Origin of the sequence: Microbulbifer sp. A4B17, assembly GCF_003076275.1 — a bacterium.
Classification (GTDB): Bacteria; Pseudomonadota; Gammaproteobacteria; order Pseudomonadales; family Cellvibrionaceae; genus Microbulbifer.
The window spans coordinates 2,603,273-2,619,171 of record NZ_CP029064.1; the positions used below are offsets into that span (position 1 = coordinate 2,603,273).

At 48.1% G+C, this 15,899-nt stretch carries 14 protein-coding genes; 7 read left to right on the forward strand and 7 right to left on the reverse strand.

All coding sequences use genetic code 11. The features are described 5' to 3' along the window. Positions 1-53: 53 nt before the first annotated feature. The 6 genes from BTJ40_RS11615 to BTJ40_RS11640 all read left to right on the forward strand — a co-directional run bounded on the left by BTJ40_RS11615 (position 54) and on the right by BTJ40_RS11640 (position 6,138). Positions 54-857 carry a CLCA_X family protein gene (locus BTJ40_RS11615; RefSeq protein ID WP_108733244.1) on the forward strand — a complete coding sequence of 268 codons (804 nt, stop codon included), beginning with the start codon at positions 54-56 and terminating at the stop codon, positions 855-857. A 49-nt stretch (positions 858-906) separates the two neighbouring features. Continuing rightward, positions 907-1,263, forward strand: a complete 357-nt coding sequence (locus tag BTJ40_RS11620) for a hypothetical protein (protein WP_108733245.1) — start codon at positions 907-909, stop codon at positions 1,261-1,263. A 90-nt stretch (positions 1,264-1,353) separates the two neighbouring features. Beyond that, a complete protein-coding gene (locus tag BTJ40_RS11625) occupies positions 1,354-2,052 on the forward strand; it encodes a response regulator transcription factor (RefSeq protein ID WP_108733246.1) in 699 nt (232 codons plus the stop codon). After that, positions 2,049-3,407: a histidine kinase sensor domain-containing protein gene (locus BTJ40_RS11630; protein WP_108733247.1), complete on the forward strand. Its 1,359-nt coding sequence runs from the start codon at positions 2,049-2,051 to the stop codon at positions 3,405-3,407. Before BTJ40_RS11625 ends, BTJ40_RS11630 begins: the two co-directional genes overlap by 4 nt. A gap of 118 nt (positions 3,408-3,525) precedes the next feature. Continuing rightward, positions 3,526-5,517, forward strand: coding sequence for a TonB-dependent receptor (locus tag BTJ40_RS11635; RefSeq protein ID WP_108733248.1), 1,992 nt, complete (start codon positions 3,526-3,528; stop codon positions 5,515-5,517). 60 nt (positions 5,518-5,577) lie between these two features. After that, a complete protein-coding gene (locus BTJ40_RS11640; protein ID WP_108733249.1) occupies positions 5,578-6,138 on the forward strand; it encodes a hypothetical protein in 561 nt (186 codons plus the stop codon). 125 nt (positions 6,139-6,263) lie between these two features. Here BTJ40_RS11640 and BTJ40_RS11645 read toward each other — a convergent pair whose 3' ends face one another. The 7 genes from BTJ40_RS11645 to BTJ40_RS11675 form a co-directional block, all read right to left on the reverse strand. After that, positions 6,264-7,073 carry a MipA/OmpV family protein gene (locus BTJ40_RS11645; RefSeq protein ID WP_108733250.1) on the reverse strand — a complete coding sequence of 270 codons (810 nt, stop codon included), beginning with the start codon at positions 7,071-7,073 and terminating at the stop codon, positions 6,264-6,266. Positions 7,074-7,159: 86 nt separating this feature from the next. Beyond that, a complete protein-coding gene (locus BTJ40_RS11650; RefSeq protein WP_157954034.1) occupies positions 7,160-8,413 on the reverse strand; it encodes a HAMP domain-containing sensor histidine kinase in 1,254 nt (417 codons plus the stop codon). After that, a complete protein-coding gene (locus BTJ40_RS11655) occupies positions 8,400-9,113 on the reverse strand; it encodes a response regulator transcription factor (protein WP_157954035.1) in 714 nt (237 codons plus the stop codon). Before BTJ40_RS11655 ends, BTJ40_RS11650 begins: the two co-directional genes overlap by 14 nt. A 364-nt stretch (positions 9,114-9,477) precedes the next feature. Further along, positions 9,478-10,506 carry a serine hydrolase gene (locus BTJ40_RS11660; RefSeq protein ID WP_108733253.1) on the reverse strand — a complete coding sequence of 343 codons (1,029 nt, stop codon included), beginning with the start codon at positions 10,504-10,506 and terminating at the stop codon, positions 9,478-9,480. Positions 10,507-10,754: 248 nt separating this feature from the next. Then, positions 10,755-10,964 (reverse strand): cold-shock protein, encoded by a 210-nt coding sequence (locus BTJ40_RS11665; RefSeq protein WP_108733254.1) that lies wholly within the window; start codon positions 10,962-10,964, stop codon positions 10,755-10,757. 210 nt (positions 10,965-11,174) lie between these two features. Next, positions 11,175-12,296, reverse strand: a complete 1,122-nt coding sequence (locus tag BTJ40_RS11670; protein WP_157954036.1) for an NAD(P)/FAD-dependent oxidoreductase — start codon at positions 12,294-12,296, stop codon at positions 11,175-11,177. Between the two features lie 111 nt (positions 12,297-12,407). Next, a complete protein-coding gene (locus tag BTJ40_RS11675) occupies positions 12,408-12,959 on the reverse strand; it encodes a MarR family winged helix-turn-helix transcriptional regulator (RefSeq protein WP_238151986.1) in 552 nt (183 codons plus the stop codon). Positions 12,960-14,030: 1,071 nt separating this feature from the next. On the opposite strand from BTJ40_RS11675, the gene BTJ40_RS11685 reads away from it, so the two are divergent. Beyond that, positions 14,031-15,461, forward strand: coding sequence for an aspartate kinase (locus BTJ40_RS11685; RefSeq protein WP_108733257.1), 1,431 nt, complete (start codon positions 14,031-14,033; stop codon positions 15,459-15,461). The last annotated feature ends 438 nt before the right edge of the window (positions 15,462-15,899 follow it).

Here is a 15,899-nt window from a genome sequence, read left to right on the forward strand (position 1 = left end):
CCTTCAATCCGGAGGATTAATATCCACCCTCCTCCAATCGACTGGCATTGATTATGGTCCTGACCAGGGCATTTTATCGCAGTGGTCACACTGCAACCCAGCAACGACAACCCGTTTCGTTTGTGGATGTCAGGAAGCGATTCGGCTTTCGCTCAATTGCTGTTGGCCGATGGGTCACTCGCGAAGAGCGCGATCGGGCCGCAGGGCTTTTTTATGATGCACTTGTTGATCTAATGGCCATTCTTCAAGGACCGGAAGCGTTGGTATCCTTACGAGGTACATTGTCTTTTCAATATGGAATCGGCGGGCGCCCGGGGATGGCTGCCTTTTATGACCCCTCTGCCCGGAGCTTTTCTCTCGCCAAAAACGCGGGGCCAGGCTCTATTGCCCATGAATGGTTTCATGCATTTGATCATTACTTGGCCCAAAAAGCGTTCAGTGATACGTCCAGTACCATGTATGCCTCAGAGGCGTGGTTGCGGAATGCAACTCCAGTGCCCCACCCGCTCAATGACTTACTTATTACGTGCTTTAAAACTGTGATGCTGGATGAGAGTGGTAATAACCCCAGTGACTTGGTGACTGCTTCCATCAGTGCCGATAAAGTAAATGGTTCTGTCTACTACAGTGAGCCTGTAGAGCTGAGTGCTCGGGCTTTCGAAGCATTTATTCAGGATGCCAGTATCAACAATAATTTTTTGGTTGCTGGCTCAAAGGCTAGCCAAGAGGCGAAGTTGGGACTGTATCCACAGGGGCAGCAACGTAGGAAAATTAACCAGGCTTTCACAGCCTATTTTTCCTATTTAGGACGAAGCCTTCGGGCTTCCACAGGTGGAGACAATAACGTCAACCCTTAGAAATACCTTTCTTCTGGGCACGGCCCTTCTCGCCGGTGTAGTCGCTTGGGTGTGGTCTGAATTTTCAAAAAGCTATGAATTGATTGCAATAGCCAGCGATCCCGCACTGTCAGCGGAGCGTGGATTCTCTGATGCGGAAGATGATTTCATTCATAACCGGGCTAAGTTCGTGGATGTTTATTCTCCAGGGGTTGGCCATGTAACGCCCGGGATACTAGAAGAAGACTTGCAAGGTAAGTATGCTGAGTTCAGGCCTCAGGAAATATTTTTCCTATGTGGAACCGGCTTCCATAAAGAAGGTTACGCTCTGGATAGCGGGCAGCACGAACACAATAAATTTTATGCTCAAGCATACAATGCCAAGTTATTGGAGCTCATCAGCAGTTCAGCCCAGCGCTATGACTGAACGAATACACATCTCTTCAACTAACTATATTAGGCATTGCTCATTGTGGTAATTTGCTCCACAACCAGTTTGCATACAGCTAATGTCTTCATGAGCCAAAAACCTCCCACACAATCCAACATCCTGATCGTTGAAGACGATCGTGGTCTCAACGACCAGCTCTGCGAAATGATCCAAAGCGCAGGATACCAGGTCAACGCCTGCTTTGATGGCAATACCGCATTGCTGGAGGCTGCCAAGCAACAACCTCAATTAATTTTGCTCGATTTGATGCTGCCGGAAATGGACGGTATTTCTCTACTCAAAATTTTACGCAAAACCAGTCAGGTTCCGGTCATCATCCTGACTGCCAAGGGCGCTGAAGAGGAGAGAATCGCAGGCTTTCGCCATGGAGCAGATGATTATGTGGCCAAGCCATTTAACAAGACCGAGCTGTTACTGAGAGTTGAGGCACTATTGCGCCGCAGTCAACCAGTGATGATGGAGGCAGTCCACCACACAGAAATCGACAACCTGCAACTCGATTTGAACGCTCAGCAAGCATTCACCGGCGATCTGGCAATTGACTTTACCGCGACCCAGTTTAAATTGTTGTGGGAGTTAGCGGTTCACCGGGGAGAGGTATTGAGCAAAGCCTATCTCTCACAACAGGTTCTCAACCGTACTCTGGGTGCCTATGACCGCAGTTTGGATATGCACTTGAGTCGAATCAGGCGCAAGCTGACCGGAGCAGGATGGCGTGGAGACCGGCTACAAACAGTACATGGCAGAGGGTACTGTTTGAAATGAACCGCAAACTTTTATGGAAACTATGCCTTCTAATTACTGCGGGCATTGTCACTCTCTTTTACCTGATCAATTCCCTGACTATTCGCACCGAGGAGCAGATGAGCATGCTGGAGGCATCTCATCGAGAGGAATTGAAACAGTGGGGCAAGGAGGCGGAAGCGCGGTTTCTCTCCAGCAACGAAGGTGAACTAGAGCAATGGTTAAAAGAATTACAGGAGAAGGAAAACACCTGGGCCACAGTTACCCAATATGAGTTAACCCATGTAGCTGGTAAGAGGGGTAATGAACATCGCTACATCGGCTATAACCTCGGTCGGGATGTGGACTGGAAGGTCCACCTGTATTTTAAAGAAAACCCGGTGATGGAAATTCCTTTTGCAACCAAGCAAACCAGTCTCTTGGTACTTCTTCCCGATAGGATGCGCCCCGGCAGCTACTGGAAAACAACGCGACTCCTGCTGCAAATACTCCTACCAATGGGAATCCTAGCTTTAGTTTCCGTGATGCTCTATCGCCATATTATGCACCCGCTGCGCAAACTTGAGCAGGCAACGCGGGAGTTTAGTCGGGGAAACTTTGATGTTCGAGTACACCACCAATTGGGAAATCGTGACGATGAGATTTCTGAATTAGCCAAAACTTTTGATCAAATGGCGACTCGGATAGGAGAGCAAATCGTCAACCAGCGCCAGCTAATCGCGGATCTATCTCACGAACTGAGAACTCCACTCACCCGACTGGATATTGCCATAGAGGGAGCTGGCGCAAGTCACGCTGATGATAAAAATATCCAGAGGATTCAGCGGGAGTCTGCTCATATCAGGCGCCTGGTAGATGATACCCTCACCCTTGCCTGGCTGGATAACGAACAGCCTTCTACAGGTATCGAAGACTTGGACCTGGTCGATCTTATCGATGTGATTGTTGAGGATGCCCGTTTCGAATTTCCCGATCGTACTATCTGCACTCATTTACCAGACTCGGCTGAAATAAGACAATCTAATCACAAGGCAGTAGGACAAGCCTTGGAAAATATCTTGCGCAACGCTATGCGCTATACCCCGAAGGGGCAAGCCGTTCATGTCCTTCTGGAAGGAAATACGAAAAACAGATTTGTTATTAATATTGAAGACTCTGGCCCCGGAGTTCCCGAAGCACTACTGGACAGTATCTTTAAGCCTTTTTTCCGCGCAGATCAGTCTCGCACATCAAAATCGAAAAATTTCGGATTAGGTCTGGCACTGGCGCAACGCCAGCTACATAGCGTGGGCGGAACCGTAGAAGCCTCCAACCGCTCTGTAGGAGGATTGTGTATGAGAGTAACTCTCCCCACTCAATCTTTGGAGCCTGCATAAGGTAACTCTCCAACACACTGATGCAACTAAATGTAACAAATGCAACACTGCTGTACTTCACAGTCGTCAATAGGAATAATTCGCATTTGCAAATAAGTAACTCTGTGAAGGACAGCCGATGGCCCGCAACATTTCCCACAATAAATACGCGTTACTCCCCTTGATGGTATCCAGTGCCCTGGCCTCTGGCATTAGCCAGGCACAGGAAGTGCAAAAGCAAGAAGACAACGCTGAAGCCGCGATGGAAACTGTAGTAGTTGTCGGCGTGGCGACTGATACCGAGATCACGCCAGAAGAACTCGATAAGCAGCAGGCAAATGATCTTAGCGATGTCTTCCGCCAGATTCCGTCTGTGTCTGTTGGTGGATCGCTGGGTATTGCACAAAAAGTCTATATCCGTGGCATGGAAGATACGCTCCTCAACGTTACCGTTGATGGCGCCCCACAAACCAGTACCCTCTTCCACCATATTGGCCGAGTATCCATTGAGCCTGAGTTGCTGCAGAAAGTTGAGGTGCAAGCTGGAGCGGGTGAAGCTACCAGCGGTGCCGGCGCCATTGGAGGTGCAATCCGCTTTAAGACCAAAGAGGCCGATGACCTGCTTGATGAGGGCGAGCAGTTTGGCGCAATAGTAAAAGGTTCTTATTTCAGCAATGATGGCGAAAAAGCCAGTGCTTCGGTTTACGGCAAACTCACTGACAATTGGGGACTGCTTGGGTCATTTGTGACCGTTGATCGCGATGATATGGAAGATGGCGACGGTGACACTATCTATGGCACAGCTTCCGAACAGGATTTCGCTTTCATAAAATTGAGTGGCGATTTATCTGAAAATCAAAAGCTGAATATCAGCTTTGAACAGCGGGAAGAATCCGGAGAGTTCAGCGCTCGTCCCAATTGGCCTGCCCTTCAGAATGAGACTCTATATCCGCTGGATGCTGAGCGCCAGACCTTTGTTGTCAACCACCAATATTCTCCCAGCGCACTGATTAATCTGGAGACAACGGTTTACCACACCAAGTCAGAGGTGTGGCGCGAGCTGTATGACTACAGCGCTTCTGTGGAATCCCTTGGCTTTGACTTGCGCAATACCAGCAGTATCGGCCAGCATACCCTCACCTACGGCATCGAAGCCCGTGAGGATGAAGTGGAAGGCCTGGAAGGCGGCCTCTACTCCTGGCTCGAAGAGGGGCAGGTTCGCAGTGCTTACGTTCAGGACCATTGGCAGGCAACAGACGCTCTGTTACTGAGTTTTGGACTGCGCTACGACGAGTATGAGTTAGAGCAGGTAACCCATGATGATGAGACCGACAGCCAGGGCTTCAGCCCCAATATTGGTATGAGTTATTCGCTTACCGATGCACTCACCTTTACTGCCGGTCATGCAACAGCGATGCGCGGCAAAGAAGTTGGAGATGGGTTTACTCTGTGGTCGGCAACTCTTGATCCTGACCTTGATGCTGAGACCGTCGACAACACCGAGCTTGGGTTAGAATATAGCCAGGGCGGCCTTGGACTGAAGGCTGCCGTCTACCGCAGCACTATCGATGATGTTATTTTCGATCAGGTAGGGGGCGATATTTACTACGAAAATGTTGGTGAACTGGAGACTGAAGGTTTCGAACTCAGCGCCTCTTATGCATGGGATCGGGTATTCATCAGCGCTGCTTTCAGTCACAATGATTCCGAACTCAACGGAAATACTGTAGAGGGTTATGAACACAATGGCCTGGCCAATGCCCGCGGCAACACCTGGAACCTAACCGGCAACTATGCCATTACACCTAAGTTAGAACTGGGTTGGAACTACACTCTGGTACAAGACCTGAATGATATTGAGGTCTTACAGCGTGCAGTAGAAATTGGCTGGATTGACACCACCCAAACAGTTGACAAGCCCGGTTATCAGGTACACGACATTTACCTGCATTGGGAACCCCTGGCAGATGACAGCCTGAATCTGAACTTAGCAATACAGAACGTGTTTAATGAGCACTATCGGGATCACTCCAGCGTTGCTGATTATAGCGATGTTCCCGGCTGGGGTAGCGTAGCCGGAATTTATGAGGCAGGCCGGGACATCCGACTGTCAGTAGACTACCGCTTCTAATTTGTTTAACTTGATTTATTATCAGGGCGCAATGCATTTGCATTGCGCCCTTTGTTGCCTATGAAATCCAGAAACCGTTTACTGTGGATCAAACTCCACACCTACTTTTCCTGCTTTTTTTTACCCATTGCGATTTTGTATATCGCTACTGGCGTGCTCTATCTATTCGATATAGAAGGCGGTGTCGATGAACAATTTGAGTACTCCGTTTCACTTCCCAAAGGCTTGCCCAGCAATGAGCAAGAGACCCTGAATATTATCTCTCCTATTGTTCAGCCCAAAGAGGTATCATTACCGGCAGATTTCTATTTGGAAGATGAGTGGATTGGCTGGTATGGCTACAAGCGCCAAGTCTATTTGGAGCCAAGCCAGGATAAGCAATCAGCGATACTCCATGTAAAAGAACACGATCTATGGCATCAATTTCTGCTGATACATAAAGGTCATGCCGGGCCACTTTTCTGGTTTTCAGCAATTATGCTTGGTGCAAGCCTGCTGTTTAGCCTGATTAGTGGGTTGGTGGTTGCCTTTGCGGTACCCAAATTTAGGAAGATATCCTTGCAATTTACCCTGCTGGGCTTTGTATTCCTGGTGGGTGCATTTTCTCTCGGTAACTATTGAGACAGGTTGTAGTTTCAGGCAGGGATTTAGATTCCTGCCTGAAACTTAGATTCGTCGCTGCTAACAGTTCCTAATCAGTCGTGGGCACCCAGCTATTACGCTCTAAACCATCATCCCCTGAAGGATTAAAATCTGTAACTCAACATCAATGACACACGACTGGAACTATCTGTCTCCACTATAGGGCTATTACTAATCTCATCGCCATACCAGGTTTGATACACTCCTCCCATCAGCATTAGCTTTGGACTGACGTTATAACCCACTTGCAGACCCAGCCGGGTAATAATATCCGCATCAGCTTCGTACGCTGCCCGATCTTGAGTTACTTCATCAAGATCTACACCATAGTAGTAATCCAACGCGCCAGCACTCTGCCAGCTAACTGTTAAATCGGGCTTAATAATCCATTTTTGATGCCTGTAAGGCAAGCTGTAGCCTGCTGAAAAGCTATAGCCATCGTGAGTGTTACTGACATCTTGTGCGATTCCAACCTTCCAAAGGCCTACTGGGCTTTTATAGTCCATTGATAAGTTAGCAAGAATCGCCAGATCCAACTCTTCCATATCACTGAGTTCATCGCTGTCACCTCTATCCCTATCGCCAGCGAAATCACCACCAACGCCCAACTTCACACGAAGCCGGTTATCCCGATACAAATCAGCACCAAGCTCAAAACCTTGAAGGTAAAAACGCTTATAACGGGCTGAAAGTATTGGAAATACATTATTCTGCTCTTCCCCTCCAACGTAGATCGACTCAACGCTGAAAGTCCCGACGCCGACAGAAAAGCTTGATTCATCCTGCCGCGGTGACTGCTTAATATCCTCATTCGCCAAAGACGAGCCAGATAACACTGCACCAAAAAGCGCAGCGCATACAGTCAGAGTTGGAGACAGGGAGTTCTTACTGTTTTGATTTTGCAAACTAGACATGTTTAATCCTAAGTTGAACTGGCTAAACTTCCGTTAATTCTGAGTGTGATTCTAAGGAGACAAAGGTAAACGTTAAGTAAACAAACTTATCCCCAGGCCAGATTAACTGTTAAGTATTGTTCATCTTGGTTAAAAGAAAATGTCCACTGCTGCTGATCAGCCACTTGCTTCAGGATATGAAGACCTAAACCGAAGCCCCGCCCTTCCCCTCTACCAAAGTGCACCTGCTGGTCTGGCAATATTGGGTTCTGAACCCGAATTCCATTTGCATCAAAATCAATATCGATACTTCCTTCCAGGGTGTGCTCAAAGGCATTCCGGAACAGATTGGTTATGGCGATATCCAATAAAACCTGTGCTTGCCTCAAGGTAATTGAGGAGTCCGAATTTAGATTAACCTGTACATCGCGCGGACCCAGAAGATATTTAAGCTGCTCAACACGGCTCTGAATCATACTGCTAAGGTCAAATTCTGTTGGTTCAAAATTTGCCTTACTTTGAGAAAGGAGCAGCAGAGCTTGTGTTAATTGGGTCATCTGTTCATAAGAGCGTTCTATTTGCTCCAGCTGTGTATCGATCGATTTACCATTATTTAGTCTCACCTTCACAACATGTAAGGCACTGCCAATAGTCGCCAGAGGCGTTCTCAATTCATGGCTCGCATTTTGTAAGAATTGCTTTTCCTGCTCTTGATGATTCCACACCTGCCTTAATGACTCCTGTAATACCAGCCCCACACGACCAAATTCATCCTTTCTTTGTTCTAAAGAGTCTGGAATCGGGATCAATTTATATCTACTACCCTGTGCAAATTTCTCCAGATCTTTTAATGGTGTTATTACCTGCCTTGCAAGGATGAGCGGCACACTTAAAGCGAAAATCAGGGTTAAAAAGATAGGGACGAGAATTTCAGCTTCTATTCTTTTATACTTAGTGGGTATCGCTGCTTCTTCTATTTTTATCACAAAGTAAGTTGTCTTCAGAGCATTTTCAGCATAGGGCATAATGGCCAAATAATATCTCTCGTCAATTAACTCCCTACTAAAGTGCACCCTTTCTTCTTCATTGGCGGTTTCCTTTAAAACCTGCTGCGCCATAACTGGCAATGAGCTGTAGTCGTTATATATTTGAAGCTGCGCAAAAAAAGGATCATCAATAACACCTCCAGCCTCAACAATCCGTTTCTCTGCGACCGAAATCAGAGTCGTCCCCAAGGCGCGCTTGATCGTTCTGACTTTGGATTTCTCGATAATTATTACACTACCCGCAATAACGATGGCAAGAATCCAAATATAGTGAAAGAAAAATTTCCTCCGGATGGAGCTGTCAATTGCCATCATCACGCTTCCCCAGAATAACACCCTTCCCTCTGATAGTATGAAGCAGTGGAATACTAAAACCCTTATCAATCCCCTGCCGCAGCCGATACAGATGAACTTTAATGACATCAGATTCAGGGGAAAGAACCTGCCATAAATGCTGTTCAATTTTTTCTTTAGTAACCAGTTTTGGGCTCTGTTGCATCAAAAACACGAGTAATTCCCAACAAATTGGAGGCAGGTTAATTCTCTTTCCTTGCCGTATGACTTCATGGGTTTCCAAATTAACTTCCAGGTCTTCAACTTTATATCGGGTCTGGATCACGCGTCGTTTTATTGAGAGAGACCGAATACGTGCGACAAGTTCAAGCATCTCGAAAGGTTTGACTAAATAGTCGTCGCCTCCAGATCGAAAACCTGTGATTTTATCATCCAGCTGATCTAACGCTGTCAGCATTAATATTGGTGTAGTTTTTCCTGCACTACGAAGTTTAGAACTCACCTCGAAACCACTTCTACCGGGCATTAGGACATCGAGAACTATCACATCGAAGTCCTGTTTTAAGGCCAGCTCAGTAGCCATAATCCCATTATCTGTGTAGTCACATCGAATATTGTACTCTTCGAGGCTCTCGATGATATTGGCTGCCAGAGCGTGATTGTCTTCAGCTAAGAGTATCAATAATGGCGTTTTGCAATCAGGTCCCATTGATTTCGTCACTCAAAAAGTTCTCAATTAATCTGGAATGATAAGGCTCAATGGGTAAACGGTAAGTAAACAAGTGTAAAAGTGACGAAATTTTAACCACCCGTATAAAGCTTGCCTACGAGTAGACCTGACTGCAAATACGTGATCTATAGATCCTCTCCCCAAAAGGCTATTCGATTACCGACTTGCAATTTTAGGGACTTTAGGAGCCTATGAATAACTCCATGATGCCACTGGCTTGCAGGGCGGGTCTTGAAGGCCACAGCAGCTGCGTTGCAGCTCTTGCAAAGGACTAAGGCCATTCGCAGCCAGATGCTGCCTAGCATCTGTAGCCTTCAAGACCCGCAAAGGTATTACGGAGTTATGCAGGATCTGTTTAAAACTCATTTTCGGCAATTGTTGCCGCCAGCTGCTTAAGTATTGGCTGCTGCCCCTCGATGTTGGAAAGCCCAATTATTAAGTGGTTTTCTTCAGGAAATATGACTATCAGGGCGCTAAAGCCATAGATTCCGCCAGATTGCGTATACACTTTTTTGCCAGCGACAGTGGAGGTAACCCAGCCAAAACCATATCCCCTCTCGGCAAAAACATCCTCTTTGTCAGCGGCAGAAATCAAAGAGCCTGTGGCAATGGATTCGGACCAGGTTTCCAAGTCGGCCAGGTTACTGGACAGGGCCCCCGCAGAATAAGGAATCGACATATCAATATAGTTTGCCGGTTCAGCCTGGTTAGCGGTCGTATAGCCCTGAGCATGGTTCGCTTGGGAGATTGTGCTCTCGCCATAACCTGTATGATCCAAGCCGAGCTCCTCCAGAATATGCTGGGACAAGTACTGCTTGTAGGCGTACCCGGAGATCAACTCAATAAGGTACCCCAGTAAAATATAGTTTGAGTTTGAATAGCTATATTTTTCACCAGGCTCGAACTCCAGAGGCTTAAACTTAGTCAGATTGACCAACTCCAGCGGACTAAAGGATTCACTGTGGTCAATACCGTTAAAAAACTCCGGGATACCTGAGCGATGAGTGAGGAGGTGTCTAAGAGTGATCTCATCTCCTCTTGGGTAGTCCTTCACAAAATGTGAAACAGGCGTGTCGTAGCTGGGGATTTTTCCAGTGTTTTTCAGCTGTACAACCGCTAATGCCGTCAGGGTTTTGGAGAGAGAGCCAATTCGATACTGGGTATCAATTCGGTTGGGTATCTTTTGGGCTACATTGGCAGAGCCAAACCCTTTCCTCAAAATATCGGTGCCATCACGCTTGACGAGAAATACCCCTATAAAACCTTCAGATTTAAGCAAACTTTCAGCGTCGGTGTAATTTGAATGGGGTGGATGACTGTAAACCCGTGGAGAGAGTACGCCAAAAGAAGCGATTAAAAAAACCGCAAGACAAACTGCTTTCATTCTTATATCCGAGAAACTGTAGATGAGCTGTAATCGGCTCCGGGTCTTGGGGCGAGAAATACCCTAAGTCCTTGACAAAAGCTAGTCAATTTTTGGAGGTTACCAGATTGACAATGCGTGACAGGCCTAAAGAGCTGGGCCGTCACTACATAAAAGATAGGGGCATGTAGCAAAGAAGGTACCTCCCCAGCACTTATCCGGCTGGGGAAGTGGACGGTCCCGCCCCTATTGGGGGCGAAGCCTAAAGTTTACAGGCAGACAATGTTTTCTGCTTGTGGGCCTTTAGCGCCCTGAGTCACGGTAAATTCTACCTTCTGGCCTTCGGCCAGGGTTTTAAAACCGCCACCGGAAATTGCGCTGAAGTGAGCAAAGACGTCGGGACCGGATTCCTGGGCGATGAAGCCAAAACCTTTCCCTTCGTCAAACCACTTAACGGTACCAGTAACTGTATTAGACATAATAGATATCCTTGATTGAACAATTGCGCTCCAATTGAATGGAGTTGTGCGGGCAAAAAGTATTATTTTAAACGAGACCGAACGAAGGATTATGACTAAAACTACGAGGTAAACTGCAATAAAAAATGGCTTTTAAACCGGCGGACGAATAGTAGCACTAGCCTGTCACCTATGTCCACTTTTGCCCAAACCCACCCTCGAGATTGGCACTCAGACCGCCGTCCACTGCCGCATAAAGGCGCGATGAACTGGCGGCACAGAGGCAATACAATGAGCCGACAGCCACAGGGCCGATTTTGCCAGAGGATTGCTCGATGAGATCAGCTTTCTCGCCAGCTCTGTCTTTCTGACGACCGATTCCGCCGCTTCATATCTTGAGGTGGAGTAGCTGTCGACACTTTCGGTGGCGATAGCTGTTGCCGCCACAATGGCATCGGCCATACCCAGGTTCATCCCCTTCCCACCCACAGGAGAGTGGCAGTGGGCTGCATCACCAGCCAATAATACCCGGTGTTTGCGATAAGTCTCGGCTTGCCGGATAGAGATCTTAAACGCTGCCGTCCTACGGATATTAGCGATTTTCATCGGTAGCCTGAGTGTCGCCAGTGCATCTTCGGTGGATGAGGCAATTCGGGCTCGGCGCCTTTCAATCGGCAAAATCAAGGTAAACTCACCCTCACCACCATAAAGGTCCAGCGTTATCTCTTCTGGATCGAAGTCCCCTTTCAAATCCACATCCGCTATTGACCATTTATTGGGGAGGTCAGTGCCTGGATATCGTATTTTCAACTGCTGCCGCGTAGCAGATTGTATGCCGTCAGCGGCAACCACCCAGTCAAAAGAGCCACTGGAGCTGTCTGAAAAGTTGACGTCAGCCCTGTCCGGCGTGGTCGTTATGTTGGTGACTGAGATTCCATATTCAACCTCAACCCCTCTCTCAGCAAGAATGTCCCTAAGGATACCTTCAGTTCGATTTTGCGGTAGCCCCAGAGGCACCCGATCCCGAAAATCATTGCCGCTGTTGTCGATATATGCCAGGGTCCTCTCATCGCGCAAAATATGTATTTTTCTTAGGGGCATAGCCTCCTCAAGAAACGGATCTGCAGCGTCCAGGGTCCGGAGCGCATCGATGGTGGCCGGCATAATACCTACGGCACGAGAGAGTTCAGAGGGGCTGTCTTTTCGCTCGACAATACGACACTTCAGTCCCCTGGATGTCAGGGCAGTTGCCGCAGTCAGGCCGGTCGGGCCGGCGCCGATAACCAAGATATCCATCTGTATGACCTGTAGCCGGAAAGCCCCCCGGTCGAGACAGAATACCTCGATCGCCACAGAGAGCCTGCTGCAAGCTTAGACAAATTCCTGCTCGCTGCTCCATCGGGGAGGGAGAGCATATCTATTCCAGTAAAGCCCTACTCTTCCTTTCTGCAATTTATGACCGCATCAACTGCTTTTATCCTTATCCGCAGAATCCGGTATATCGCTGTATCCCAGTGCCGAAGCAGGTTTATCCATGGCTGTCCCCTGGCGATCCAGAACGCCAATATCCAATACTGGTGAGGCGTCGATATGCTGGGCATCCATCATCTGCGCCACGCGCTGCAGCGAAGCAATAATCATGCTTTGCTCCCAGTCCTTCAGATCACCAAACTGCCGGGTAAACTGGTCCTGGAGGGGAATGGGGGCATCGCGTAAAGTTTCCGCGGCCTCCTCGGTCAGGTAGGCATGCACCTTACGTTTATCCGTTTGGGAGCGCTGACGATAAACCAGGCCCCGCTTCTCCAGGCGATCCAGGATATTGGTGACGGTTGCCTGACTCAGGCTCACCTCGTTGGCCAACTCACCAATAGTCACCTCACCCTTGTTACGAATAGCCTGTAGCAATAATACCTGGGGAGCGGTTAGTCCTGTGGTTTTCGCCAGGTGTTTGGAGTGCAAATCTGTGGCTCTTATTACTCTGCGCAGGGCCACTAGCACTTGTTCGATACTGTTCAAAGCTACCTCTTAATCTCGAAGCCACGGTAATTGTGCCGATTATATCCATGAGGGCTTTAATCGCTAAGTCCTTCTATTCTGAATGAAAAGTGGGTCCCAGTAATGCCTCAGTTCCAAGGACTACCAGCAATAATTTTTTACTTAGAAGTGCTCCCTAATTAATCCCGCAGATTTATTTTTTACCTCTAAGAAAACCTCGGGAGTAAACTCAGATAATAGCGAACACCTATCCACTGGGTGCAGTTTCCGGCTAATGAAACCTTCTCCAGTGTGGCCACTCGTCAGTGATTGCTAAAGCTGAAGGAAATACCCTGGGGTTTACCTCCGGATATTCCGGATATATAGTCCCCGACCGCCCAGACACCCGGTTCGATTAGCAAGCGGCCGAGCAGACCCGAAATACACCCCACCCTCATGGGCACTTTTCCATAGAGCAGTAGAAAACTGGTCACCTATCTATATTCTCACCCAGGATGGACTTGATGAAGCACATTGACGGGGCGCTATCTCCTAAAGCCCTTTTACGAATCAGGCCCCTTGCTCAATAAATATTTGTCTAAGCGTTGGGAGAAAAAGTCCCTTATGGTTTGAGGGGCTAGTGCGATCTGGATTTAGTAATGGGGGGAAACTGGTAAAAATTGCGAACCTGCTAGACTTAAGGCACCTCTGTACGGCTCCTTAGTTACACTGAAAAGATCGATTATTCAGGTCGCAAGTTAGAAGTATTAATGACCAGACATCCCCAGATACCAGAGAACATCTGTCCGAATATTGAATTCCAGTCACGCTATCAAATCCTGATGGGGCAGATATGCACCCCAACCTAAAGCAATTGTGTCGGAAAGCCGTCATGGCGGATGGCGACTCAGCTCTCCTGAAAGAAGTTATCCAGCCCTATTCACCGGGTCTCAGCACGAACTATCTGCAGCACAACATTGAAGGAGAAGCTCAGTCTATCAATAGACATCCTGAACACTCCCGCAAAAGAAAATCGACTTCGATCTCCCGACCCGGATTTTTCTTGATTCGCTCAGCCTTTTTTCAAGCAAGAGAAAGGAACGGTTAGAGACAATGCATACGATAGAAAAGATTGGCGGAACCTCCATGACGGACTACGAATCAGTCCGGGACAACATTATTAAAGGTGGCTCCAAGGGGCTCTATAACCGTGTTTTTGTGGTATCTGCCTACGGCGGCATTACTGACCTGCTTCTCGAGCAAAAAAAGAGTGGCCAGCCAGGTATTTATGCCCTCTTTTCCAGCAGCATTGAGGATGATAGCTGGCTTACTAAGTTTGCCGAGCTTCGCAAAGCACTGAGACAAATCAATAATCGGCTTTTTAAGTGCGGTGACCCCCTAGCTGAAGCTAACTTTTTCCTGGATGAGCGACTGGAGAGTGCCAAGAAATGCTTGCGGGATCTTCAGAGCCTTTGCCAACACGGCCATTTTTCTCTCGATGCCCACTTGTCCACCGTGAGGGAAATGTTAGCCAGCCTAGGCGAGGCCCACAGTGCCTGGAACACCGCAAAACTGCTCCAGCGGGATGGTGTTAATGCCTGCTTTGTGGACCTCACCGGCTGGCGAACCAACAGACACATCCCTTTGGATGAGCGCATTCGTGATGCCTTTTCCAATATCGACTTGAGCAAGCAGCTTCCCATCGTCACCGGTTATGCCCACAGCGACAAAGGGCTGCTGACTTCATTTGATCGCGGTTATAGCGAAATGACTTTCAGCCGCCTCGCGGTCCTAACCGGTGCAAAGGAAGCGGTGATTCATAAAGAGTTTCACCTGAGTAGTGCGGACCCTCACTTGGTGGGAAAGGATAACGCGGTACCAATCGGCCGAACCAATTACGATGTTGCAGATCAGTTAGCCAACCTCGGAGTGGAAGCAATTCATCCAAAAGCGGCCAAGGGACTACGCCAGCAGAATATTCCCCTGAGGGTAAAAAACACCTTTGAACCCGAGCACTCCGGCACCCTGATCACGGGTGATTATGTGAGCGACTCCCCACGTGTGGAAATCATTGCAGGCTGCAAAGGTGTCTATGCCCTGGAGCTATTTGATCAGGATATGGCTGGAACTATCCACGACTATGATCGCGAGGTGTTACTGGTTATCAAGCGCTTTAAGGCTCATATTATTTCCAAGGATACCAACGCCAACACCCTCACTCACTTTCTCTCCACCAATTTGAAAACTATCAAACGGATTCAGGCGGCATTAGAGGAACGCTTTCCCGAGGCAGAATTGAACCAGCGCAAAGTTGCAATCGTCTCCGCCATCGGTAGCGATATGCAAATCCCCGGTGTACTAGCCAAGGCAGTGCAATCGATGTCCACTAACAATATTCAAGTGCTGGCTATGCATCAGTCTTTGCGCCATGTGGATATGCAGTTCATTGTTAATGAGCCGGACTATGATGCAGCCGTTCGAACCCTGCATGAGGCCTTGGTTGAAATTTATGATCACGGGACGGCAATATGCCTCGCCTCTTGAGTGCGGGAACCCTGCTCCTGATATTTATTTCAGTTATATCTGCTTCACAGGAGGCAGGAGAAAACAAGCAGGATCAGGAAAATGCGCAAAGCGAAGTAGATACCCTCCAGAAACCCCTATACACCCCCTTTTGTCGAGCGCTATGTGCTCGATGAAATCAAGCAATTGCGTATTGACCAGGCTAAAGCCAAGCAGGAGTTAATACAGCAAATCGTCGATCGTGAGCACAAGTCTGTTGACCGCGCAGTGGCCTATGCCACCGATACGGTGACCTACTTCTTTTACTTGATCGCTGCAGCCACTTCGATTCTGGTATTAGTGGGCTGGCGATCTTTCCAGGATATTAAGGAGCGCGTACACTCCCTGGCCGATGAAGAAATATCCAAACTGGTCCAGGAGTACGAGAAGCGCCTGGAAGTTATAGAAAAGCAGCTCCAG